Here is a 21,767-nt window from a genome sequence, read left to right on the forward strand (position 1 = left end):
GGCGGACGGATGGACAAGCGCGATCATTCGCGCCCGGGGATTTCCATGCCCTTCTGCGTGGCCGGGCGTGCAAGGCCGCGATCGACCCAGGCCATCACATTCGGGAAGTTCGAATATTCCAGCACATCGGCGCCGCCATAGAACTTGCGGGCACCCTCGATCCAGGGATAGGTAGCGATATCGGCGATGGTATATTCGTCGCCCATCAGCCACTGGCGGCCCGTCAGCCGGCCTTCAAGAACGCCGAGCAGGCGCTTGGCTTCGTCGCGGTAGCGCTCCATCGGATAGGAATTGTTGGCGACCTTGTCGGCGGCGAATTTGAAGAAATGGCCGAACTGGCCCAACATCGGCCCGACGCCGCCCATCTGGAACATCACCCAAGAGAGCGTCTCGTAGCGTCCGGCGGCATCGGCCGGGATCAGCTTGCCGGTCTTTTCCGCCAGATAGACGAGGATGGCGCCGGATTCGAACAGGCCGATCGGCTTTCCGTCCGGACCATTGGGGTCGATGATCGCCGGGATTCGACCGTTCGGATTGAGGGAAACGAACTCCGGCGTCTTCTGGTCGTTATTGCCGAAATCGATGCGGTGCGGCTCATAGGGCAGACCAAGTTCTTCCAAGGCGATGGAAATCTTCACGCCGTTCGGCGTCGGCAGGGAATAAAGCTGAATGATATCGGGATTTTTGGCGGGCCAGCGGGTGGTGATCGCGAAGGAAGAAAGATCGGCCATGGAGAACTCCTTGAAGTGGGAGTTACCATATAGGACAGTCGTGTCCAAAATGTTAGACTAACGGGTGTAACTTGTTCCAGTTTTTGCAGCGCGCTTCTCCAACAGACCCTTCCGACTGTAAACCTATCCGAGAGCCCCGCGCACCGCATCGATGATCCTCGCCACCAGCGGATCACCCTCATGCTCCGGCTTGCGCGCTCGCACCAGGCAAGCCTCGGACCTAAGCATGACGCCGTCCGACAGGATTTTCAGGTGATTGGCCTTGAGCGTCGAGCCAGTCGAGGTGATGTCGACGATGATATCGGCGGAGCCTGAGGCGGGCGCACCTTCGGTGGCGCCCAAGCTTTCGACGATGCGGTAGAGCTGGATGCCGTGCTTCGCGGAAAAGAACTGCTGCGTCAGCCGCCAGTATTTAGTCGCGATCGCCAGCCGGCGCCCGTGGCGGGCGCGGAAATCGGCGGCGACGTCGCCGAGATCGGCCATGGTATCGACATCGAGCCAGATTTCCGGAACGGCGACGACGACATCGGCATGGCCAAAACCGAGCCTGGCGCAGAATTCGACGCGCGAATCCACCTCGGATAATCCTTCGCGGATCAGGTCTTCGCCGGTGACGCCGAAATCGATCGAGCCGTTGCCGATCTCGCGGGAGATTTCGGAAGCCGACAGGAAGGCGATCTCGACGTCATCCAGACCTTCGACGCGGCCGCGATAGGAGCGCTCGTTGCCGACGGCGACGATCTTCAAACCCGCCTTTTCGAAGATGGCCGAGGCGTCGTCCTTCATCCGGCCCTTGGAAGGCAGAGCGATGGTGATGGTCATCGGGTGGCCTCCCCTTCGCGCTGCGCCAGCGCCCGTTCGATCCGGTCGAGCCAGAGCGCGAAGCCGACGGCCGGGATGCGCGTCCTGGCGCCGAGCAGCGTCATCAACCGGTCAAAACGGCCGCCACCGGCCAGCACCGCCGTAGAGCCGTCGATGACGATCTCGAAGACGAGACCGGTATAATAATCGAGCGGACGGCCGAAGGCGGCGCGGTAGGTGAGGAGCGCCGGATCGACACCGGCATTGCCGAGCGCCGCGACCCGCGCATCGAAGCGCGACAGGGCGCCGTCCAGCGTCAGGCCGGATTTTTTCGCGAAAGCAAACAGCGCCGCCGGGGCGTCGGCAAGCGGTATGCTGACCGACAAGAATTCCCGCAGGAGGCCGAGCGTGCGGCTATCAAGCGCAGTCTTTTCCAGCGCCCGCTTCTCCTTCAGCCGCGCAGCAATTTCCTTCGGACTGCGGCTGGCATTGGTGGAATAGCCGGTTGCTTGCATGGTCTCGTCGAGATGGGCGATCAGCGTCGCGTCATCGCCAGAGGCGAGCAGCGCCTCGATCTCGGGGTTGAGGCCCGTCACCGGCTGCGGGTTCGAGAGCCGCGTCAGTAGCCCGTCGATCTGCGCCGAATTGCCGAACGCGTGGATCAGCCGCTTCTGCCAGCCGGCGGGCAGGCCGCAGGCGGCGACCACGGCTTCGAAGACGGACTGGTCACCGAGCGTCACCCTCAGGGGCTTCCCGGGCAGACGGGCGGCGAGGATTTCGACGGCGTTACTGATGGCACGGGCATCGGCGCCGGCCACATCCGTTTCGCCCAGGTCCTCGATGCCAGCCTGATAAAATTCGTTGGCGCCTTCCCGACGCTGGCGAAAGATCTCGCCGAGATAGGAATAACGCTGCGGCGTGCCGGTCGCAGTCTCGATATGGCGCAGGCAGACGGGAATGGTGAATTCCGGGCGCAGGCACAGGCTTTTTCCCGTCTCGCTTTCGGTCATGAAGATGCGGCGGCGCAGGTCTTCGCCCGCCATGTCGAGGAATGGTTCGGCCGGCTGGATCACCGGCGTATCGACGCGCAGCGTCCCCAGCCGCTCGAAATCGGCGAGCAGATCGGCGGCAAAGGCTGGGAGGTTGATCAGGGGCATGATGTGAGACCCTCGTGGACTGGGCAAGCATACCCCCCTCTGTCACTGCGTGACATCTCCCCCTCAAGGGGGGAGATCGGGAGAGAGCCGCTTCGATCCTGCACTCCATCCTGCCGAAAAAGGCCAGCATGGGAAAAGAACAATCTCCCCCCTTGAGGGGGAGATGTCAGCAACGCTGACAGAGGGGGGTAAACCCTCCGCACGCTCAAGCGTCCTTGCCGTTCCGCGACCGGTCCTCGGCCTGCGCCGCCAGCATCTCGCGGACCTTGGCGACAAGGTCGCCTTCCGGCACCGAGACCTGCGCGACACGGGCTTCGCGCCACGCGACGTTGTCCTCGATCTCGCCGGACAGGCGCTTGCCCTCGATCAGGTCCTTGATCTGGACGACACCCTGCGAGCGCTCGTCGCCGCCCTGGATGATGGCGAGCGGCGAGCCGCGGCGGTCGGCATATTTCAGCTGGTCGCCAAAATTCTTCTTGTTGCCCTGGTACATTTCGGCGCGGATCCCGGCGTGGCGCAATGCCTGCGTGAACTGCTGGTACTTGCCGAGGCTTTCGGTATCGCGGTCCATGACGCAGACGACGACCGGCGCGATCACCTCCTCCATTCCGAGCTTGCCAAGGTTCTTCAGCGCCGTCATCAGGCGCGAGACGCCGATCGAGAAACCGGTCGCCGGCACCGGCTGCCCCATGAAGCGCGAGACGAGGCCATCGTAACGGCCGCCGCCGCCGACGGAGCCGAAGACGACCTTTTCGCCTTTTTCGTTGGTGACGGCGAACTGGAGTTCGGCTTCGAAGACGGGGCCGGTGTAGTATTCGAGGCCGCGGACGACTGAGGGGTCGATTTGGATTTGATTGCGGCCGTATCCGGCAGCATCGGTCAACTTTGCAATAGTGCGAAGCTCCTCAATTCCTTCCGCAAGACGCGTGCTGGAACTTCGAAAAGCTTCGGCAAACCCATTCACGACCTCTTCGTTGGACGAGGTCATATTAGTTTCAAGGCGGGACTTTTCAAAACCAGCCACTGGAGCATATTGCAGAGACTTCCAGCTAAGATACTGAATGACCGCCTGTATTTGGTTCTGATCGAGTCCGGCCCCCTTGGTGAAGTCACCGGATTCATCCTTGCGGCCTGGGCCGAGCAGCAGCTTGACGCCGTCGGGACCAAACTTGTCGAGCTTGTCAATCGCGCGCAGAACCGCCAACCGCGCATTGGCATTCTCATCGCCGCCAAGCCCGATCGCCTCCAGCACACCATCAAGCACCTTGCGGTTGTTCACCCGGATCACATAATCGCCGCGCTTGATGCCGAGCGCTTCCATCGTGTCGGCCATCATCATGCACATTTCGGCATCGGCCTGGACGCCGGCGGCGCCGACCGTGTCGGCGTCGAACTGCATGAACTGGCGGAATCGGCCGGGGCCGGGCTTCTCGTTGCGGAAGACGTAGCCGGCGCGGTAGGTGCGGTAGGGCAGCTGGATCTCGTTGAAATTTTCCGCGACATGGCGGGCGAGCGGCGCGGTCAGGTCGTAGCGCAGGCTCATCCACTGCTCGTCATCGTCCTGCAGCGAAAAGACGCCTTCATTCGGGCGGTCGGCGTCGGGCAGGAATTTTCCCAGCGCATCGGTATATTCGAACAGCGGCGTCTCGACCGGATCGAAGCCGTAGCGCTCGTAGACTTCGCGGATCTTGCCCGTCATCTCGTCGACGGCGCGGATATCGGCGGCGGAGCGATCGACGAAGCCGCGCGGCAGGCGGGCTTTCAGCTTCTGGGGCTTATTCTTTTTGTCGTTCATGGAGGTCCGCACTTTCAGCGTCGATCGGTCATGGTTGATCGGTCATTTTGATCGGTCAGGGGAATTGGCGCTTTCCCTATCCGATCAAGGCCAAGGCGGCAAGTCTCTGCGCGCTTTCGAACGGCTTCAAGCGCATCGTCCGGCGCGCTTTGGCTGGGGCGACATTTGCTTTAAAGCGGCCGCGACAGCGTATCCCAGTTATGGACCACCGCGCCCTCGGCCATCGGCGCCTCGGTCTGCGGGATGAGGATCGAATGGGTATCGCCACGGATGACGCCTTTGAGTTCTGACTGGAAGCTCATCCGCTTGAACTGCACGAAGCCGTCCGGAATGGTCGTCACCGACATTGAGGCCCCGCCGTAGAAATCGATACTGGCAAGCTCGCCCGCCTTGAGGCTCGAAACGATGGCGCGGTCTTCGAGGAAATCGTGGTAGAGCCCGATAATGTAGCGACGGATGCTCTTGCCGACCATCTCCCGCATCAGCGGCGTTTCAGCAAACTCCTGCCGCGAGCCGGCGAGATAGCGGATATCCTCGCCTTCCCAGAGGTTGCGGCTATCACGCGCATTGACGATCGACCGCAAAAGCACGTTTCCTGCATAGACATCGGCCCGGCGCAGGAAATCGACGATCGCGCCAGTGGCGCGCAGGTCGGGTGTGGAGATGCCGCGCTCCCAGCGCGAAACCGTCGGCAGGGAAAAGCCGAGCTTCCAGGCGATATCGCCCTGGCTGAGGCCCGCCTTCAGCCGGTAATCCCGAAGCTGCCTGACCAACTCACCCTGCACCAAAATCGTCGACATGCCGTGTTTTCCAAAATCCAGGATTGAGTAGCTTACAGAATCAAAACCAAAAGGTCAGTAAATGATCAATCCATGGCATTTAAGTTGCGGTTTTTGTGCAGTATTTTCAAATCCACAGGCGTTTCCGGCAGTCCGAAGCGGAACGATGAAACACAAGAACAATTCTTTTTTCCCGGCGGGTAAAGCCCTATTTCATAGGCGCAACCGCCTTGATGGCAAAAACGGTCTCGTTTTTGCAAAAGCCGCCCGTGCGGCGGGAGAGCAAGGAGCGGAAGACGACATGCTGCAGTTGATGAAACCGGGATTCGGCACGATCCTGCCAGGCGACAGCCGCGCCCACGAAGAATGGGTCGCGGCGCTGGTGGGGCGGGACTACGTTATCGAAAGATGGCAGTGCGACCTTTCGACCGGCATATTTTCCGTCGGTGAGACAACCAAAACGCGGCACTGTCTTGGCGACAGGCTCTGCGGATTGCTGGATATCATCCGCAACTATCATGAGGACCATCACAAGACGGTGCTCAACATCCTCGAAGAGGCCACCGCTGCGGCGTCCTCCTTCTGCTTCTGCACGATGCTGCAGGAAGAGGATGGCAGCGCCCTGCCGGTGTTCTGCGTCGGGACCTCGACCGTGGGCGCCTCCCCGGCCGGCGGTCGCATGCAGGGCATCTTCGCCTTCGCACCGGCAGACGGCTGAACATCTTTTCAGGAAAACGCGCCGCCTGTCTTTTCTTCGGTCAGCCACACTCCTATCTTGACGGCCATGCGCGCCGTCATCCTCGTCACCGCCCTCTTCTGTGCCCTGATCAGCGGCTGGACGGCTTCGCTCGCCCGGGTGCAGAATCTGGATGGCATGGTGACCATGCATCATAGAGGCGCAGCCGCGGGCCGTGGCACATCCTCGCCCTTTGGCCATGATCGCTGCGCGCCGGATACGACGAACTGCGATCATCATCCGCAGACGGTGCATCCGCTGCTTTGTGCTGCCTGTTTCGCCGTTGTCCTCGAGACGCCCAGCCTCGGCCGCGACGGCGTTGCCAACGCGGTCATTCGCCCGCTGCCGCAGAAGCCGCTGCAGGAGACGGCCCCCGAGCCGCAGTTCCCGCCTCCCAAGATAGTCCCCTCGGTTTCCTGAACGCGGACCGTCTCCGCACATCACGAATTTCAGAAACGAAAGAGAGGACAGGATGTCCCTGAGACCAATCATGGCCGCCGCGATGCTGGCCCTAACCTTCACCGCCCCTGCCGCCGCGCAGGAGATGATGGACCACGGATCCATGCAAGGCATGGCGCAGCCCAAGGGCGATACAGGCCCCTCCAGCCAGGCGTTCGCCGAAGCCAATGCGACGATGCATGCGGCGATGGACATTGCCTTCAGCGGCAATGCCGATGCCGACTTCGTGCGCGGCATGATCGCCCATCATCAGGGCGCGATCGACATGGCGAAGATCGAGCTCGAATACGGCAAGGACGAAGACCTTCGCAAACTCGCCGAAAACATCATTTCCGCCCAGGAAGCGGAGATCAAGATGATGAAGGTATGGCTTGCCAGGAACGGCGGCTGATCCGTCGTCGAGATGACAAGAGGCGCCGGAGTTTGTCTCCGGCGCCTTCTTGACAGCCCTGTTCACCCCACATTGACCGAAAACCGCCGCCGGCACATAATTTCAACCAGTGCGTGGGAGGACGTCATGAAGATCTTCAAGAATATCGCCGGCATCTTCGCCATATTGCTCGGCGGGATCTGGATGTTGCAGGGGTCCAATATCATTACCGGCAGCCCTATGTCCGATAACAAGGAATGGCTGGTGATCGGCGCTATCCTGGTGATCTTCGGTGCGGTGCTTCTTTACATGAACAACAGGCCAGCGGCGCCAACGTACTGACGCGATGCCCAGCTATTTCATGGGCCCGGTAATATTTCATGGGCGCGCGAATGACGCGCGCAACTGCTCAACCTTTGCTCGGCAATAACACCCCTCGATATGGTCGTTGACCAGTCCCATCGCCTGCATGAAGGCGTAGACCGTCGTCGGACCGACAAAGGTCCAGCCGCGCTTTTTCAGATCCTTCGATATCAGTACCGAGGTCGGCGTCGTCGGATTGGCGTGTATCGCTTCGTAGGTCGCGGCCTTCGGGCGCTCGTTCGTGCCTGGCTCGTGGCTCCAGAAATAGCGGGCGAGCGTGCCGAATTCGGCTTTCAATTCCTGCGCCCGCCTCGCATTGTTGATCGTCGAGACGATCTTGCCCCGATGGCGGACAATGCCGGGGTCGGCAAGGCAGCGCTCGATATCGGCATCGCCGAAGGTGGCGACCACTTCGAAATCGAAGCCGGCGAAGGAGGCGCGGAAGGCTTCACGCTTTCTGAGGATGGTCAGCCAGGACAGGCCGGACTGGAACCCTTCGAGACAGATCTTCTCGAACAACCGGATGTCGTCGGCCATCGGCCTGCCCCACTCTTCGTCATGATAACGCTGATAATCCTCCAGATTGGCATGCCAGGCGCAACGGTCGCGACCGTCCCCGCCGGTGATGATTCCCTTTGCCGTCACGCAATTCTCCCTGTTTTTCCGGGCTTTACCATTTGCCAACCATAGTCCTAAAGCGAGCAATAACCCTACCCAAAGCTTTACCCCGCCGAATGCCTTTTAATGAACCGGCATTTACCATTCGGTCGTCCCCCGATGCCACCATCGTCCCATCCCGCCAAGCTTCTTGGCGTTCATATCCAGCCCGCCCTTCGCCTAGTCTGCGGACGGCGAAGCTATGAGACAGTACCGGCGAAAGGTAGCGTAACCGTCCGATGATGAAGAAAACCCTGATCCTTGCGACGTCCCTGCTCGTTGCATTTTCCAGCCTTGCGGAAGCGCAGGACCGCTATCAGAACCGCCCGCCGGTCATCATCAGCCCGGACCTTACGGCCCCCTGGGTGACCCAACTCGGCGGCAGCGTGCAGCCGGTCGTCTACCGTCAGCAGCGCGCTATAGACGTTCAGGGCGAGCGCGCCACCCGAAAACAGTATCTGTTCCAGCGCCGTGTCAAGCGCTCCGGCACTGCCGTCGCGCAACCCGTCGCCATGACGCGGGCACAGAAGCCGGCCCAGCGCCAGCTCGATCCGCGGTTCCTGCCGCAAACGGTCGCTTATGAAACGCAGGAAAGACCGGGCACGATCGTCATCGATACCAACAGTCGTTTCCTCTATCTCGTTACCGGCAATGGGCAAGCACGGCGTTACGGCGTCGGCGTCGGCAAGCCGGGCTTCGAATGGGCTGGCGTCCACAAGGTGACTCGCAAGTCCGAATGGCCTGTCTGGACACCACCATCCGAAATGATCGCCCGCGAGGCGACCAAGGGGCATTACCTGCCTGCCAGCATGGAAGGTGGCCCGGCCAACCCTCTCGGCGCGCGCGCCATGTATCTCGGCTCGACGCTCTACCGCATCCACGGCACCAACGCCCCCTGGACGATCGGCTTTGCCGTCTCGTCCGGCTGCATCCGCATGCGCAACGAGGACGTGGTCGATCTCTATGAACGCGTGAAAATCGGCACCAAGGTCCTCGTGATCTAAGCCACCGCTGCCCGCTGAAGGGCCATAGCGTGGCCTTTCAGCAACAGGGGTTCCCGGGGTTACAGTCCTGTCGGTCACATTTACTCTATCCAAGAGCCGTTAGACTTGCGTAAAACGCAATATTGAATAGCGTTTCGCAGCCTGGGGCTGGAGAGGGAATCTTTTAGATGAAATATGCCTTGAAGACATTGGCCGCAATCGGTTTTGCGGCCGCTGTTACATTTGGCGCGTCGAGCGCTTCGGCTTTCATGCCGGCTGAAACCGTGAAGTCCACGCCGGATATCACGCTGGTGGCGATGGAGAAGAAACCGGCAAAGCAATTCTGGCGCACCAAGGTGCGGCTGAGTACCGACGAGGCGCCGGGCACGATCATCGTCGATACCAACAACAAGTATCTCTATTATATTGAGGGCCCGAACAGGGCGACCCGCTATGGCATCGGCGTCGGTCGCGAGGGCTTCGGCTGGTCGGGCGTCGTCAAGGTGCAGCGCAAGGCGGAGTGGCCGGGGTGGACGCCGCCGCCGGAAATGATCATCCGCGAACGCAAGAAGGGGCGCATCCTTCCGGCCTTTCAGGAAGGCGGCATCGACAATCCGCTCGGCGCCCGGGCGCTTTACCTCTACAAGGGCAGGAGCGATTCCGGTTTCCGCATCCATGGCACCAACCAGCCTTGGACGATCGGCCAGAACATGTCTTCCGGCTGCATCCGCATGATGAACAAGGATGTCGAGCACCTTTATGAACGTGCCGGTGTCGGCACCAAGGTCATCGTCATCGGTCCCGGCAACAAGCAGGGTGATGTTTCCTATGACGATCGTGGCGTGGATATCCTGCGCACCATCTTCGGCGGTTGACGGTCAGCCACCCCCACCCGTCGCTGCACAACGCCCCTCCCCCTCAAGGGGAGGGTGAAACAGCAGCCGGTTTTTCGCCGCCATAGGCCCAGTCGAGCAGTTCCACCGTGTGCAGGATCGGCATCTTCGTACCGGTGGCGATCTGGGTGATGCAGCCGATATTGCCGGTGGCGATGATATCTGCCTTGGTCGCCTCGATGTTCTTGACCTTGCGCGCCTTCAGCGTTGCCGAAATCTCCGGCTGCAGGATGTTGTAGGTCCCGGCCGAACCACAACAGAGATGCCCTTCCGCCGGATCGCGAACGGTAAAGCCGGCGTTCCTTAACAATAGCTTCGGCGCCACGGTGATCTTCTGGCCGTGCTGCATCGAGCAGGCCGAGTGGTAGGCGACCGTCATGTTTCTCGCCTCCTGCCGCGGCAGGTCGAGACTTGCCAGATATTCGGTGATGTCCTTTGCCAGCGCCGACACGCGGGCGGCCTTTTCCGCGTAGGCCGGGTCGAGACGCAGCATATGGCCGTAGTCCTTGATCGTCGTGCCGCAGCCGGAGGCTGTGATGATAATCGCGTCCAGCCCGCCTTCGTCGGCCGCCTTGATCCAGACATCGACATTGCGGCGAGCGGCGACGAGCGCCTGTTCCTCGCGGCCCATGTGATGGACGAGCGCCCCGCAACACCCCTCGCCTTCCGGCACCACGACCTCGACACCGAGCCGCGTCAGAAGCCGGATCGTCGCCTCGTTGATCTCCGGCCTCAGGACCGGTTGGGCGCAGCCGGTGAGAATGGCGACTCGGCCGCGCTTTTCTGCGTCTGCGGCCCGTGTTCCCGGTTGGGCTGCGTTGGACGGTGGCGCAAGGAGACGTGGTGCCAGATCGAGCATGACGCCGAACGTCTTCAGGAACGGCATCCCCTTCATCAACCCCGCAAAGGGTCTGCCGAGGCGGGCAGCCTTGAGCGCCAGACGGAAGCGTTGGGGATAGGGAAGCACCGCCGCCAGCGTGGCCCGCACCAGCCGATCCTTCAGCGGCCTTTTGTAGGTGTTTTCGATATGGACGCGGGCGTGATCGACCAGATGCATATAGTCCACGCCGGAGGGACAGGTGGTCATGCACGCAAGGCAAGAGAGGCAGCGGTCGATGTGGGTGACCACTTCTTCATCTGCCGGCCGGCCGTTTTCCAGCATGTCCTTGATGAGATAGATGCGCCCGCGCGGGCTGTCGAGCTCGTTGCCGAGCGTCACATAGGTCGGACAGGTGGCGGTGCAGAAGCCGCAATGCACGCATTTGCGCAGGATCGATTCGGATTCTGCGACATGCGGATCGGAGAGCTGGGCCGGGGTGAAGTTGGTTTGCATCAGGCGTGAGGCTCCGTGGGTGCGGAAGCATACGCCCCTCTGCCCCTCTGGGACATCTCCCCCTCAAGGGGGGAGATTGGCCGCATGCTTTGGCCCTCCCCTACAAACGCCGCGTGGGAAAAGAACGATCTCCCCCCTTGAGGGGGAGATGTCACGAAGTGACAGAGGGGGGTAACGCGCGTCATACTCAAATACCCATCTTTCCCGGATTGAAAATCCCTTTCGGATCGAACTTTTCCCTCAATCGTGCCGACAACGCGGCAACGGACGAAGCTTCCGGTTCGAACGCCGGCGTCACGGCGCGGATGACATCCGAAGCCCGCACCAGCGTCGCATGTCCGCCGCCCAGACCCCTGATGTAACGGCGCAGCAGATTGGCTTCGGCGTCGGCTTCCATGCGCAACCAGACGAGACCGCCTTGCCAGTCGTAGAAGGCATCGACACCTGCCTCCAGCCGGAGGGCAGCCACCAGTCGATGCCCGGCGGAGGGGGCGACGGAAACACGCCAGAGCGGCTTTTGTGTGCCGTCGGCATAGGGTTTGACATCGCGGACCTCCCGCCAGAAGGACGTTGTCGCGTCATGATCGAGGACGGTTACAGGGGCGATCGACGCGAAGGCGGCAACGAGCTTTTCGCGGCGGACGGTGACGGAAGCGGCCAGCCCCTCGAGCCTGAGCATCGTTGCCGCGCCGTCCGGCAGGGCGCCGCCGACAAACCTGCCCTTCACGCTTTCCGGCAAATGCGCAGCACCCGAAACCTCGACCGGCAGGGCCATTGCCCTCGCCATGGCGGCTGCGGCTTCTCCATCATCCAGCCCGGACACGACGATCGTCGCCGAGGCCGGCGGCAGCGGCAGAACCTTGAACGTGACCTCCGTCAGAAGCCCTAAAGTGCCGTGCGAACCGCAGAGCAGCTTGACGAGATCGAGGCCAGTGACGTTCTTCATCACCCTGCCGCCGGACTTGATGACCTCGCCGGCGCCATTGATGAACCGGATGCCGAGCAGGTGATCGCGCGCCGCGCCCGCCACGAGGCGGCGGGGGCCGGAGGCGTTGGTGGCGAAGACGCCGCCGATCGTCGGCTCGCCGGCAGTCGCCATGACGCCGCGATAGTCGAGCGGCTCGAAGGCGAGCATCTGACGGTTTTCACGAAGCGCCGCCTCGATTTCGACGACCGGCGTTCCGGCCATTGCCGTCATGGTCATTTCGGCCGGATTATACGAAACCACCCCCGAGAGTTTTCGCGTCGAGAGGACCCGGTCAGCGGCCACCGGATTGCCGAGGCCCGCACGCGTCGCGCCGCCCTCGATCTTCAGCGTCAGGTCATTGCGGGAGATGGTGGCGACGATACCGGCCGCTTCTGTTTCGGTTTCCGGCTCGAATATCGGGATCATGCGGCAGGGCGCCCCTCGAGCGGAAAGACCTTGGACGGGTTCATGATCCATTGCGGGTCGAAGGCGGCGCGGGCGGCCATCTGCTGGTCGAGGTCGACTCGGCTGAACTGATGCAGCATCAGATCGCGTTTTTCGATACCGACGCCATGTTCGCCGGTCAGGCAGCCGCCGGCATCGACGCACAACTTGAGGATATCATTGCCCGCAGCTTCCGCGCGCGCGGCATCTGCCGGATCGTTGATGTTGTAGAGGATGAGCGGATGCATGTTGCCGTCGCCGGCATGGAAGACATTGGCCACACGCAGGCCGTAGCCGTCGATGATCTCGCTGGTTTTCTTCAGCACATAAGAGAGCTGACCGAGCGGCACCGTTCCATCCATGCAGATATAATCGGCGATGCGGCCGGTGGCGCCGAAAGCCGACTTGCGGCCCTTCCAGATCAGCGCTGCCTCGGTCGCCGACTGGCTCTCCCTGATCGTCGAGACACCGTGGCGACGGGCGATCTCGATGATGCTCGAAAGCATCGCCTCCATCTCCGCGTCCGAGCCCTCGACCTCGATGATCAGCAGCGCCTCGACATCCATCGGATAGCCTGCATGCGCGAAGGCCTCGCAGATGCTGATGGCAGGCTTGTCCATGAATTCTATGGCAACCGGGATGATACCGGAGCCGATGATTTCGGCGACGCAGGAGCCGGCTTCTTCCGAGGAAGGGAAGCCGAAAAGAACCGGTCGTGCGCCTTCCGGCTTGGCAATCAGCCGCACTGTCGCCTGCGTCACGATGCCCAGCTGGCCTTCCGAACCACAGACGAGGCCGAGCAGGTCATAGCCTGGCGCATCCAGCGCCTTGCCGCCGAGTTCGATTACCGTGCCGTCGAACAGCACCATCGTGACACCGAGCAGGTTGTTGGTCGTCACCCCGTATTTCAGGCAATGGGCGCCGCCGGAATTCATGCCGATATTGCCGCCGATGGTGCAGGCAAGCTGCGAGCTCGGATCCGGCGCATAGAAGAAGCCATCGGCCGAGACCGCTTCGGAAATGTTGAGGTTGGTGACGCCTGCCTGAACCGTCGCGGTGCGGTTGGCAAAATCGATATCGAGAATACGCGACATCTTCGACAGGCCGATCACCACTGCATCCGCCTGCGGGATCGCGCCGCCGGACAGCGACGTGCCGGCACCGCGCGGCACGACGGGAATGCCGTAGCGGCTGCAATATTTCAGGACGGCCGCCACCTGAGCCGTCGTTTCCGGCAGGGCGACAGCAAGCGGAACCTGGCGATAGGCGATGAAAGCATCCGTTTCGAACGGTACCAGCTCGCGTATCTCACTGATCAGGCAGCCAGGAGGCAGGAGGTCCGCGAGGTCTTCGACGATGGCTGCGCGGCGGGAAAGGACGCTTTGTTTTGGCTCCAGAAAGGCGATCGTCTCCGGCATTTCGTCCCTCCGACCCGCACTTCACGCGAAAATTGGTATTTTTTCTTTACCACTATCGTCATAATGGAGCAAATGTTAATCAGTTTTTCCGTTTTCGAAACAATGGTCAAGATTGATGACAAATCTGGGCGATCTCGAGGTCTTCACCCGCGTCGTGTCGACGGGCAGCATGTCGGCCGCCGGCCGAGCGCTCGGTTTTTCGCCTGCAGTCATTTCCAAGCGGATCAAGCGGCTGGAGGACCGGCTTGGCACGCGATTGCTGCAGCGGACGACGCGGCAGATTTCGCTCACCGAAGCGGGACAAGGTTTTTACGATCGCGTGCTCGGCGTTCTGGCCGGCGTCGAGGACGCCGAAGCCTTCGCCTCCGGCCGCTCGGCCCAGCCACAGGGTACGCTCCGTGTCACGGCGCCGACCTCCTTCGGTCGCATGCATGTCGCGCCGCATCTGGCCCGCTTCATCGAGAAGCATACCGAGCTTGTCGTCAACATCGTTCTCTCGGACGACTTCACCGACATCGTCGCGGAAGGTTTCGATCTGGCGATCCGCATCGGCGAACTCGACGATTCCAGCCTCGTGGCACGGAAACTGGTGCCGGTACGACGCATCCTCTGCGCCTCGCCCACCTATATCGAGCGCTACGGCGTACCGGAAACCGTCGATGATCTCAGCCGCCACGTCTGCCTGCGCCAGCACAACCACGACACATGGAAGCTGGAAAGTCGGCAGGGATCGCTGAGCTACAAGCCGCAGGGCCGGCTGATCACCAATTCGTCGGAAGTCGTGCGCGAAGCGGTGCTCTCCGGCGCCGGCATCGCCCTGCGCTCGACCTGGGATATCGGTAGTGACTTGAAGTCGGGGAGGCTGATGCAGGTCCTGCCCGCCTGGGAAGGTTCAAGCAATCTCTTCGTCTCCGCCCTCTACCCCAGCCGCCAGTTCCTGCCGGCCAAGGTCCGGCTGTTCATCGACTATCTGGCCGGGCTCTACGGGCCGCAGCCCTATTGGGAGCGGTAAATTTCCGGCGGGACGAACTCCCAGAAACCGTATTTGCGGCCGTGCTCCTTCCGCAAGGCGGCAACATAGGCATCATGTGATATCAATCCGTCATTGCCACCGGGACGCGCGGCAAGCGTGAAGAGCGTTGCAAGATAGTCTGCGCCGTACCCATAGGCCTGAGACAGGCCTCGCTCGATGATGCGGTCGAGCAGAGCCCTGTAGAGAACGGTTGCCGCAGCCGGATGATCCTCTTCGAAAGCCCTGGCGGCAGGCAGCAGAAATTCATAGAACTCCCCCTCCCAAATGTCGGCTCTTGCGACGACATAGCGCGCAGCAAGATCGAGCCTTGGCCATGCCAGATAGAACCGCAGCGCCGCATGGGGATTGCTATGGCGTTCAACGAAGGCGAAGGCCTTGTCGAGAGCCTCGAATTCCTCGAAGTCACCGGCCTTGGCGATGTATTCGCGCAGCATCTCGACATCGAGCCGCTGTTCGAAGGCCTGCCAGCGCAGTGCTTGTGAAGCCGGACGATCCTTCAGACCATCGAGAATGGCGGCCTCAAGGCGTTCCCTGTCCGGGAGCGGCTTCAGATCGCCGCTGAGGATATCGGCGCGGCGGGCAAAGCCAATTCGGGATTTGCGGTGCTTGCGAACCCAGATCAACGCTTCCGCATGGCGGCCAGCGGTAAAGAGCCGTTCGGCAATGACAGTCGGTTCGCGCAGCGGTTCCGGCAGGGCTTCCTCGATCGCCACATAGCTGTCGAGATCACCGCGCGCATCGGCAATGGCGCGGCGCACGTAAACGAAAGCCGGCAGAAAGGCCGTTCCGGCCGGTATCTCCATGGTCGCGGCAAGCGTTTCGTCCCATGATTTCAGCACGTCCGGCGACAGCACGGCGGCAATCCGCACCGCAAGCAGCGTCTTGAAGCCGTGATAGTCCATCCCACCAAGGGCCGGCGTAATCAGCATGGGGATCTGCGCCTGCTGCTCGGCAGATGCCGCCTGCGCCAATCGCCCGGCAGCTTCGCAGGCCTGGCCGTAAATTCCGGCGATGCGGCCGCTGGAATCGTTGACGCGCTCGGCGATACCCTCATAGCCGAGCACGAACCGGATCAACCGCTCCAGCGCCATGCCGGGGTCAACTGCGCCGAACTCCTTGACGATGCTTGCCGAGATACTTTCGAGATCGTTGCCGAAGGCGCGTTCCTTTTGCCAGCGGATGCGCGCGCGGGCTTTTTCCAGCATGGCCAAACGGTTGTCGATCAATTTCGCGACGCCCGCAGCACCGCCGATGCCGGCCAGCGCCGCATTCAACCGCTTCTTGAAGGACGGATTGAGCGCCGCTTCATCCAGCGCGATCTGCACGAGCCTTTCAAGGCCGAGCACAGTCAGCCCATCCCGGTCCAGTTTCGCCTTCTTTGCCGCTTTCGCCATGGTTCCGAACAGACCGAATCTTTTTCAATATGGCTTAGACTTAGAGGCTTTCACGGTCCTCGTCTGCATGGTGCTTGCGGATCGAGCGGACGACGAGCCACATGGAGATCACGGCGACGGGGACGAAGAGACCGGTGAGCACGCTGGATTTCACCGGCAGGCCCTCGCTTTCCAAGGCTTTAGCGAGGTAGCCAAACAGTCCGACGACATAATAGGAAATGGCGGCGACAGACAGGCCTTCGACGGTCTGCTGCAGGCGCAGTTGCAGCTTGGCGCGCCGATCCATGGAGTTGAGCAAAACGCCGTTTTGCCGTTCGAGTTCAACGTCGACCCAGCTTCTGAGCAGAGCGGTGGCACGCGTCAATTTCCGCGACAGGTTGGCCTGACGTTCTTCGACTGACTGACAGGTGCGCATGGCTGGCGCCAGCCGCCTTTCGAGGAAGGTGCCGAGGGTTTCGTAACCCGGTACACCGGTTTCCGTCAGCGAGCGGATACGCTCCTGGACGATGCCGTAATAGGCACGGCTGGCGCCGAACCGGTACAGGCTGAGGGCTGCGCCCGCCTCCAGTTCGGCCGCGAGCAGCGTGATCTCGGCGAGCATCTCATCGGCCTTTTCGCGGACGCTGCCGCGCATCTTCTGGGTGACGCCGGTCAGGCCGTCCTCGATGCGGCGGATATCCGGCGACAGCGATTGTGCCAAAGGCAGGCCGAGCATGGCGAGCGTCCGGTAAGTCTCGATGTCAAGCAGCCGCTGCACCAGCGCGCCCGTTCCCGCCTCCGTCATGCCCCGGTCGATAACGAGGATCTGCGTCAGGCCGTCACCATTCTGGCGGAAATCGGTGAGCACCACCGCCTGGCCATTTTTGACGTCGCTGTAACACAGGCTGGTGGGATCAAACGCGCTCATTGCCGCGCGGGTCTCTTCGGTATCCGGCCGGATTTCGAGGCGGATGCCGGAAATCAGGTTTCCCGGTGGGGAAAAACCATCGCCGAAAGGATGGGTGGTCACCTCGCCGCCGAAACGGTCGGGAATGACGCCGTCCCAGAAATAGGTCGAGAATTCGGTATGCCGCTCCCAGCGTAGCGTGCCCTGCCCCCAGGACACGGCATGATGGTTGGCTTCGCGACTCGGCGGCGAGACGCCGCGGGCGCGCGACAGTTCGGACAGGACGGCATGATCGACGGCAGAGCCGCCGTCCGTCATGAAGGCGAGCTGGAAGATGACGCGAGGCGATGTGACCAGCGCATAGGGACGCGAATGGATCTCGCCCAGCGCCTGCGCGCGGGCCGGTGCCGACGGAAATGCAAAACTACCCTTGCCCATGAGGCGTTTTCCCCTCTCACGCGTCAATCAGAACCCTCTTATCAACAGGCTGAGCAAAAGGGAAAGGACGCTTTGACGCAGTTACAACTTTGTTTGCCAACAGCATTTCACAAAGTGGCTAAAGAAATTGACCACTTTGGCGCAGATGACTAGATTGGCGCCAAGGAGAAAGCCCGCCGTGACTGACGACACCCTTGATGCCTATGCCCGCATCCCTCACAGCCGGACATCCGCCGAAATCATCCAGCAGATCGAGCTCCTGATCCTCGAAGGCGTGTTGCGCGACAACGAGCGGCTGCCAAGCGAAAGGGAGTTGTCGCGCCGGTTCGACGTTTCCCGGCCCATTTTACGCGAGGCGCTGAAGGAACTGGAAGCACGTGGATTGCTGATCAGCCATCACGGCGGCGGCACCTTCGTGGCCGATGTCATCGGCCAGATCTTTTCCAAGCCGGTGATCGAACTGATCGCGCGGCACCAGAAGGCGACACAGGACTATCTCGAATATCGCCGCGAACTGGAGGGCATGACGGCCGAGTTTGCCGCCCGGCGTGCCACCCGCTTCGACAAGGAAATGTTGACGCGCATCATGGAAGAGATGCGCGCCGCGCATCTCGCAGGTTCGGCGGAAGGCGGGCTGAAGACCGATGTCGAACTGCACAGCGCCATCGGCGAATGTGCGCACAATATCATCCTGCTGCATACGCTGCGGGCCTGCTACCGGCTCTTGAGCGGCGGTATCTTCTTCAGCCGCGAGATGCTGTTTGCCGCGCCCGGCGCGGGTGACAAGCTGCTCGCCCAGCATGAAGCCATCTACCAGGCCATCATGGCTGGTGATGCGCAGGCCGCGCGGGAGGCGGCGCAGGCCCATATCGATTTCATCATCACCGCAACCCGAGAGGCAGAACGGACGGGAGAATGGGCCCGCATTTCGCAACTGAGGCTGCAACAGCGGGGCGGCCAGACAACAGGCGCCTAAACCCGGAGACATCTTACCAGCCGTGACCCCGATCCGTCCGGCCGCTGAACAAATTTCGGTGCGCATGGCGCCATGCCGCAAACAAGTTCTAAAGCGGCGCGAACGGCACATTTTTTTTACAGTCCAATCCTACTAAATTGCCGTCTTCCGCGCCTCCGCCCTCTTCTTCTGGGCGCCGCGAAATACTATATGTGTTTGATAAAATCTGTGCGTTTACAGGCCGCATAATGCGAGCATAATCAAGCGATATTGCAGATAGATTGATTCTCTTGTTTTGAAAGGATGCCCCGACGTTGAACATTCTGAATCGCATAGCCGCAGACGTCCGCCTGATGTTCCGCCGTCCGGTGAGAATGCAATGTGCCGCACTGTGCTATCGATTCAAGAAGAAGAGCGCGGTGCCTGAAATGCTGCTTATCACCAGCCGCGACACCGGCCGCTGGGTCATTCCCAAAGGATGGCCGATGGAAGGCAAGATGTGTCATGAAGCCGCCGCACGCGAAGCCTATGAGGAAGCTGGCGTCAAGGGCGAAGCCGGGGCAGAACGCATCGGCTTCTACATGTACGACAAGGCCATGGATCACGGCCTGAAAATCGAGTGCATGGTCCAGGTTTATCCGCTGGTGGTTCTGGACATGCTGAAGAACTTCCCGGAAAAGGGCACGCGGACGATGGAATGGGTAAGCTTCGCAGAAGGCGCCAATCGCGTCGTCGAGCCGATGCTCAAGGATATCATTCTGAGCTTCGAACAGCGTCTGCTTGCCACCATGAACCCGGCCCCGCAGGCCGTGGCACGATAAGCTCCCGACATCACATGGATAGCTTGACGCAAGCTACGTCTGATCCCGCTGCGCCTTTTAGCGCCTCGATGCATGAACTGGAGAACAGACGGTGGCAAAGCCGCGCCCGCGCCTCGAAAAATCGACGCTCGACGAATATCTGGACAAGGTAACGCTTACTGAACAGGCCACGCAGCATGTCCTGAAGCCATGGGCGGGCGTTGGCCTTGGCATTCTCTTCCTTATCGTCAGCATGATTTTTGCCGCTGCCTATGTGTCCGAGCAGCCGGGTTACCTGATCATCATAGCCGCAGCCGCGGTCGCCGGCTACATGGCGATGAATATCGGCGCCAACGACGTCACCAACAATGTCGGCGCAGCAGTGGGATCGCGGGCAATCACCATGACGACGGCGCTTGTCATCGCCGCCATCTTCGAGGTCGCCGGCGCTGTGTTCGCTGGAGGCCGCGTCGTCGCGACCATCGAGGCCGGCATCGTCGATGCAGCCCAGATACCGACAGGCCCGTCCTTCGTCTGGGTGATGATGGCGGCGCTGGTCTCGGCTGCGGTCTGGATCAACATCGCCACATGGTCCGGCGCACCGATTTCGACCACCCACTCGATCGTCGGCAGCATCCTCGGATCCGGTGTCGCGGCTGCAGGCTTTGCTGCCGTGCATTGGGTATCGCTTGCAGGAATAACGGCAAGCTGGATGGTTTCCCCTATCCTCGGCGGCGGCATCGCAGCGCTGCTTCTTGCCTTCGTCAAGACGTTTATCATCTACCGTGAAGACAAGATTGATGCGGCGATCTTCTGGACCCCCATCCTGATCGCCACGATGACGGGGGCCTTTGCCGCTTATCTGGCGGTGATCGGGCTGGAAAAAATCGTCGACGTCTCGGTGGTCAACGGCATCCTGACGGGCTTGGTCGTGTTCGTCCTCACCATCGTCGCGGCCAGGCCATGGATCGTCCGCCAGGCCCAGGGGCTCGATAACCGCAACCAGTCGCTGCGCAAGCTGTTCCGGATGCCGCTGATCCTCTCGGCAGCGCTGTTGTCCTTCGCCCATGGCGCCAATGACGTTTCGAACGCGGTAGGTCCACTTTCGGCGATCGTGGCAAACGTCAATGGTTTGGCGATCCTGAAGACAACGCATGTCCCCCTCTGGGTCATGCTGATCGGCGCATCCGGTATTTCCTGCGGCCTGCTTCTGTTCGGGCCGAAACTGATCCGCGTCGTCGGTGAGGAGATTACCAAGCTCAATCCGATGCGCGCCTATTGCGTCGCGCTGGCAACGGCGATCACCGTCATTCTGGCAACCTCGCTCGGCCTGCCGGTCTCGACCACGCATACGGCGGTCGGGGCGGTGTTCGGCATTGGCTTTTTCCGTGAATGGTATACCCGCAACTCCGTGCGACGCCTTGAATATGTTCGCCAGAAGAGCGGGCAGGCGGAGTTCGAACGACGCGTCGCACACAGCCCGGAGGAATCGAACCGGCGCCGGTTGGTGAGACGATCGCATTTCATGACGATCGTCGCCGCATGGGTTATTACCGTTCCGGTTTCAGCACTGCTTTCGGCTGCCGTCTATTCCGTCTTTTCGGCGCTGTTTATCTGAGGACTTTGAATGCGCGCCAATTTCCGTATGCAGCGGCTCTTCATCGACACGCCACTTTCCGCCGGCGCCGTTTACGAAACCGGCAAGGAACAGTTCAACTACCTCGTCAACGTGTTGCGTTTCCAAGAGGGCGACGCCGTTCTCGTCTTCAATGGCCACGATGGCGAATGGCGGGCGGAGCTTTCCTTTCCGAGCAAGAAGCGCCTGCACTTGACCGCGACCGAGCAGACGCGGCCGCAGCCCGCTCCCTGTGACCTTCACTACCTGTTCGCGCCGCTGAAGGTCGGCAGGCTCGACTATCTCGTGCAAAAGGCCGTCGAAATGGGCGCCGGGCTGTTGCAGCCGGTGATGACGCAGCATGTGCAGGGCAAGATCACCAGCATGGACCGGGTCCGGGCCAATGTCATCGAGGCCTCCGAGCAATGCGGCGTTCTCGGCATTCCGCAGGTGGCGGAGCCGCGCCGGCTGGACGACGTTCTGGGAACCTGGCCCGAGGACCGGCGCATCATCTTCTGCGACGAGGGCGAAGCGGGACAAAATCCGTTGCCGGTTCTTGCCGGCGTGAAAGAGCGCAAGCTGGCCCTGCTGATCGGTCCCGAGGGTGGCTTCTCCGATGCGGAGCGCACCTTGCTGCGCAGTCGCGATTTCGTCACCGCCATCCCGCTCGGACCGCGCATCCTCCGAGCCGATACTGCCGCCGTCGCTGCCATGGCGGTGATCCAGGCAACGATCGGCGATTGGCGGTAGCGGCTGTGTC

General features: G+C 61.5%; 22 protein-coding genes. 11 read left to right on the forward strand and 11 right to left on the reverse strand.

The window, feature by feature from the left end; translation table 11 throughout:
- Positions 1-23: 23 nt before the first annotated feature.
- From ACSQ2Z_RS17640 to ACSQ2Z_RS17660, 5 genes are all read right to left on the reverse strand, one after another.
- Positions 24-731: a glutathione binding-like protein gene (locus ACSQ2Z_RS17640; RefSeq protein WP_436082388.1), complete on the reverse strand. Its 708-nt coding sequence runs from the start codon at positions 729-731 to the stop codon at positions 24-26.
- Between the two features lie 123 nt (positions 732-854).
- Complete coding sequence (gene hisG / locus ACSQ2Z_RS17645) at positions 855-1,553, reverse strand: ATP phosphoribosyltransferase (RefSeq protein WP_436082389.1); 699 nt, start codon at positions 1,551-1,553, stop codon at positions 855-857.
- Positions 1,550-2,689 (reverse strand): ATP phosphoribosyltransferase regulatory subunit, encoded by a 1,140-nt coding sequence (locus tag ACSQ2Z_RS17650; RefSeq protein WP_436082390.1) that lies wholly within the window; start codon positions 2,687-2,689, stop codon positions 1,550-1,552. Before ACSQ2Z_RS17650 ends, hisG begins: the two co-directional genes overlap by 4 nt.
- A gap of 205 nt (positions 2,690-2,894) precedes the next feature.
- The gene (gene hisS, locus ACSQ2Z_RS17655) at positions 2,895-4,484 is read right to left on the reverse strand and encodes a histidine--tRNA ligase (RefSeq protein ID WP_436082391.1); all 1,590 of its coding nucleotides are present in this window, start codon (positions 4,482-4,484) and stop codon (positions 2,895-2,897) included.
- A gap of 170 nt (positions 4,485-4,654) precedes the next feature.
- Positions 4,655-5,284, reverse strand: a complete 630-nt coding sequence (locus ACSQ2Z_RS17660) for a helix-turn-helix domain-containing protein (RefSeq protein WP_436082392.1) — start codon at positions 5,282-5,284, stop codon at positions 4,655-4,657.
- Positions 5,285-5,564: 280 nt separating this feature from the next.
- Between ACSQ2Z_RS17660 and ACSQ2Z_RS17665 the strand changes: the two genes are divergently transcribed.
- From ACSQ2Z_RS17665 to ACSQ2Z_RS17680, 4 genes are all read left to right on the forward strand, one after another.
- Complete coding sequence (locus ACSQ2Z_RS17665; RefSeq protein ID WP_436082393.1) at positions 5,565-5,981, forward strand: hypothetical protein; 417 nt, start codon at positions 5,565-5,567, stop codon at positions 5,979-5,981.
- A gap of 66 nt (positions 5,982-6,047) precedes the next feature.
- On the forward strand, positions 6,048-6,419 hold the full coding sequence (locus ACSQ2Z_RS17670; RefSeq protein ID WP_436082394.1) for a hypothetical protein: 372 nt from the start codon (positions 6,048-6,050) through the stop codon (positions 6,417-6,419).
- A gap of 52 nt (positions 6,420-6,471) precedes the next feature.
- A complete protein-coding gene (copM, locus tag ACSQ2Z_RS17675; RefSeq protein WP_436082395.1) occupies positions 6,472-6,849 on the forward strand; it encodes a CopM family metallochaperone in 378 nt (125 codons plus the stop codon).
- Between the two features lie 126 nt (positions 6,850-6,975).
- Positions 6,976-7,170, forward strand: coding sequence for a hypothetical protein (locus ACSQ2Z_RS17680; protein WP_436082396.1), 195 nt, complete (start codon positions 6,976-6,978; stop codon positions 7,168-7,170).
- A gap of 36 nt (positions 7,171-7,206) precedes the next feature.
- Here ACSQ2Z_RS17680 and ACSQ2Z_RS17685 read toward each other — a convergent pair whose 3' ends face one another.
- The gene (locus ACSQ2Z_RS17685; RefSeq protein ID WP_436082397.1) at positions 7,207-7,836 is read right to left on the reverse strand and encodes a DNA-3-methyladenine glycosylase I; all 630 of its coding nucleotides are present in this window, start codon (positions 7,834-7,836) and stop codon (positions 7,207-7,209) included.
- A 251-nt stretch (positions 7,837-8,087) separates the two neighbouring features.
- Between ACSQ2Z_RS17685 and ACSQ2Z_RS17690 the strand changes: the two genes are divergently transcribed.
- Together ACSQ2Z_RS17690 and ACSQ2Z_RS17695 are read left to right on the forward strand one after the other, a co-directional pair.
- A complete protein-coding gene (locus ACSQ2Z_RS17690) occupies positions 8,088-8,852 on the forward strand; it encodes a L,D-transpeptidase (RefSeq protein WP_436082398.1) in 765 nt (254 codons plus the stop codon).
- A 167-nt stretch (positions 8,853-9,019) separates the two neighbouring features.
- Positions 9,020-9,706, forward strand: a complete 687-nt coding sequence (locus ACSQ2Z_RS17695; protein WP_436082399.1) for a L,D-transpeptidase — start codon at positions 9,020-9,022, stop codon at positions 9,704-9,706.
- Positions 9,707-9,749: 43 nt separating this feature from the next.
- On the opposite strand, the gene glcF is transcribed toward ACSQ2Z_RS17695, so the two are convergent.
- From glcF to ACSQ2Z_RS17710, 3 genes are all read right to left on the reverse strand, one after another.
- Positions 9,750-11,057, reverse strand: coding sequence for a glycolate oxidase subunit GlcF (gene glcF / locus ACSQ2Z_RS17700; RefSeq protein WP_436082400.1), 1,308 nt, complete (start codon positions 11,055-11,057; stop codon positions 9,750-9,752).
- Positions 11,058-11,244: 187 nt separating this feature from the next.
- Positions 11,245-12,450 carry a glycolate oxidase subunit GlcE gene (glcE, locus tag ACSQ2Z_RS17705; RefSeq protein ID WP_436082401.1) on the reverse strand — a complete coding sequence of 402 codons (1,206 nt, stop codon included), beginning with the start codon at positions 12,448-12,450 and terminating at the stop codon, positions 11,245-11,247.
- On the reverse strand, positions 12,447-13,886 hold the full coding sequence (locus ACSQ2Z_RS17710) for an FAD-binding oxidoreductase (RefSeq protein WP_436082402.1): 1,440 nt from the start codon (positions 13,884-13,886) through the stop codon (positions 12,447-12,449). The genes glcE and ACSQ2Z_RS17710 overlap by 4 nt, the downstream gene beginning before the upstream one ends.
- A 115-nt stretch (positions 13,887-14,001) precedes the next feature.
- Here ACSQ2Z_RS17710 and ACSQ2Z_RS17715 point away from each other — a divergent pair, with 115 nt between their 5' ends.
- Positions 14,002-14,898 (forward strand): LysR family transcriptional regulator, encoded by an 897-nt coding sequence (locus ACSQ2Z_RS17715; RefSeq protein ID WP_436082403.1) that lies wholly within the window; start codon positions 14,002-14,004, stop codon positions 14,896-14,898.
- On the opposite strand, the gene ACSQ2Z_RS17720 is transcribed toward ACSQ2Z_RS17715, so the two are convergent.
- Together ACSQ2Z_RS17720 and ACSQ2Z_RS17725 are read right to left on the reverse strand one after the other, a co-directional pair.
- Entirely contained in the window at positions 14,883-16,313 is a 1,431-nt protein-coding gene (locus ACSQ2Z_RS17720; protein WP_436082404.1) for a DUF6880 family protein, read from the reverse strand. The genes ACSQ2Z_RS17715 and ACSQ2Z_RS17720 overlap by 16 nt on opposite strands.
- A 40-nt stretch (positions 16,314-16,353) precedes the next feature.
- The gene (locus ACSQ2Z_RS17725; protein WP_436082405.1) at positions 16,354-17,637 is read right to left on the reverse strand and encodes a DUF3422 family protein; all 1,284 of its coding nucleotides are present in this window, start codon (positions 17,635-17,637) and stop codon (positions 16,354-16,356) included.
- Positions 17,638-17,815: 178 nt separating this feature from the next.
- Between ACSQ2Z_RS17725 and ACSQ2Z_RS17730 the strand changes: the two genes are divergently transcribed.
- From ACSQ2Z_RS17730 to ACSQ2Z_RS17745, 4 genes are all read left to right on the forward strand, one after another.
- Positions 17,816-18,613, forward strand: a complete 798-nt coding sequence (locus tag ACSQ2Z_RS17730) for a FadR/GntR family transcriptional regulator (RefSeq protein WP_436082406.1) — start codon at positions 17,816-17,818, stop codon at positions 18,611-18,613.
- Positions 18,614-18,906: 293 nt separating this feature from the next.
- The gene (locus tag ACSQ2Z_RS17735) at positions 18,907-19,413 is read left to right on the forward strand and encodes an NUDIX hydrolase (protein WP_436082407.1); all 507 of its coding nucleotides are present in this window, start codon (positions 18,907-18,909) and stop codon (positions 19,411-19,413) included.
- Between the two features lie 91 nt (positions 19,414-19,504).
- On the forward strand, positions 19,505-21,010 hold the full coding sequence (locus ACSQ2Z_RS17740; protein ID WP_436082408.1) for an inorganic phosphate transporter: 1,506 nt from the start codon (positions 19,505-19,507) through the stop codon (positions 21,008-21,010).
- A gap of 9 nt (positions 21,011-21,019) precedes the next feature.
- Positions 21,020-21,757: a 16S rRNA (uracil(1498)-N(3))-methyltransferase gene (locus tag ACSQ2Z_RS17745; protein ID WP_436082409.1), complete on the forward strand. Its 738-nt coding sequence runs from the start codon at positions 21,020-21,022 to the stop codon at positions 21,755-21,757.
- The last annotated feature ends 10 nt before the right edge of the window (positions 21,758-21,767 follow it).

This window comes from Pararhizobium sp. LjRoot235 (assembly GCF_964254145.1).
Lineage (GTDB): Bacteria > Pseudomonadota > Alphaproteobacteria > Rhizobiales > Rhizobiaceae > Pararhizobium.

What these genes read in the sequence shown, in the direction of transcription:
- ACSQ2Z_RS17640 (WP_436082388.1), bottom strand. Translation starts at nt 731, where the DNA reads ATGGCCGATCTTTCTTCCTTCGCGATCACCACCCGCTGGCCCGCCAAA.
- hisG (WP_436082389.1), bottom strand. Translation starts at nt 1,553, where the DNA reads ATGACCATCACCATCGCTCTGCCTTCCAAGGGCCGGATGAAGGACGAC.
- ACSQ2Z_RS17650 (WP_436082390.1), bottom strand. Translation starts at nt 2,689, where the DNA reads ATGCCCCTGATCAACCTCCCAGCCTTTGCCGCCGATCTGCTCGCCGAT.
- hisS (WP_436082391.1), bottom strand. Translation starts at nt 4,484, where the DNA reads ATGAACGACAAAAAGAATAAGCCCCAGAAGCTGAAAGCCCGCCTGCCG.
- ACSQ2Z_RS17660 (WP_436082392.1), bottom strand. Translation starts at nt 5,284, where the DNA reads ATGTCGACGATTTTGGTGCAGGGTGAGTTGGTCAGGCAGCTTCGGGAT.
- ACSQ2Z_RS17665 (WP_436082393.1), top strand. Translation starts at nt 5,565, where the DNA reads ATGCTGCAGTTGATGAAACCGGGATTCGGCACGATCCTGCCAGGCGAC.
- ACSQ2Z_RS17670 (WP_436082394.1), top strand. Translation starts at nt 6,048, where the DNA reads ATGCGCGCCGTCATCCTCGTCACCGCCCTCTTCTGTGCCCTGATCAGC.
- copM (WP_436082395.1), top strand. Translation starts at nt 6,472, where the DNA reads ATGTCCCTGAGACCAATCATGGCCGCCGCGATGCTGGCCCTAACCTTC.
- ACSQ2Z_RS17680 (WP_436082396.1), top strand. Translation starts at nt 6,976, where the DNA reads ATGAAGATCTTCAAGAATATCGCCGGCATCTTCGCCATATTGCTCGGC.
- ACSQ2Z_RS17690 (WP_436082398.1), top strand. Translation starts at nt 8,088, where the DNA reads ATGATGAAGAAAACCCTGATCCTTGCGACGTCCCTGCTCGTTGCATTT.
- ACSQ2Z_RS17695 (WP_436082399.1), top strand. Translation starts at nt 9,020, where the DNA reads ATGAAATATGCCTTGAAGACATTGGCCGCAATCGGTTTTGCGGCCGCT.
- glcF (WP_436082400.1), bottom strand. Translation starts at nt 11,057, where the DNA reads ATGCAAACCAACTTCACCCCGGCCCAGCTCTCCGATCCGCATGTCGCA.
- glcE (WP_436082401.1), bottom strand. Translation starts at nt 12,450, where the DNA reads ATGATCCCGATATTCGAGCCGGAAACCGAAACAGAAGCGGCCGGTATC.
- ACSQ2Z_RS17710 (WP_436082402.1), bottom strand. Translation starts at nt 13,886, where the DNA reads ATGCCGGAGACGATCGCCTTTCTGGAGCCAAAACAAAGCGTCCTTTCC.
- ACSQ2Z_RS17715 (WP_436082403.1), top strand. Translation starts at nt 14,002, where the DNA reads ATGACAAATCTGGGCGATCTCGAGGTCTTCACCCGCGTCGTGTCGACG.
- ACSQ2Z_RS17720 (WP_436082404.1), bottom strand. Translation starts at nt 16,313, where the DNA reads ATGGCGAAAGCGGCAAAGAAGGCGAAACTGGACCGGGATGGGCTGACT.
- ACSQ2Z_RS17725 (WP_436082405.1), bottom strand. Translation starts at nt 17,637, where the DNA reads ATGGGCAAGGGTAGTTTTGCATTTCCGTCGGCACCGGCCCGCGCGCAG.
- ACSQ2Z_RS17745 (WP_436082409.1), top strand. Translation starts at nt 21,020, where the DNA reads ATGCGCGCCAATTTCCGTATGCAGCGGCTCTTCATCGACACGCCACTT.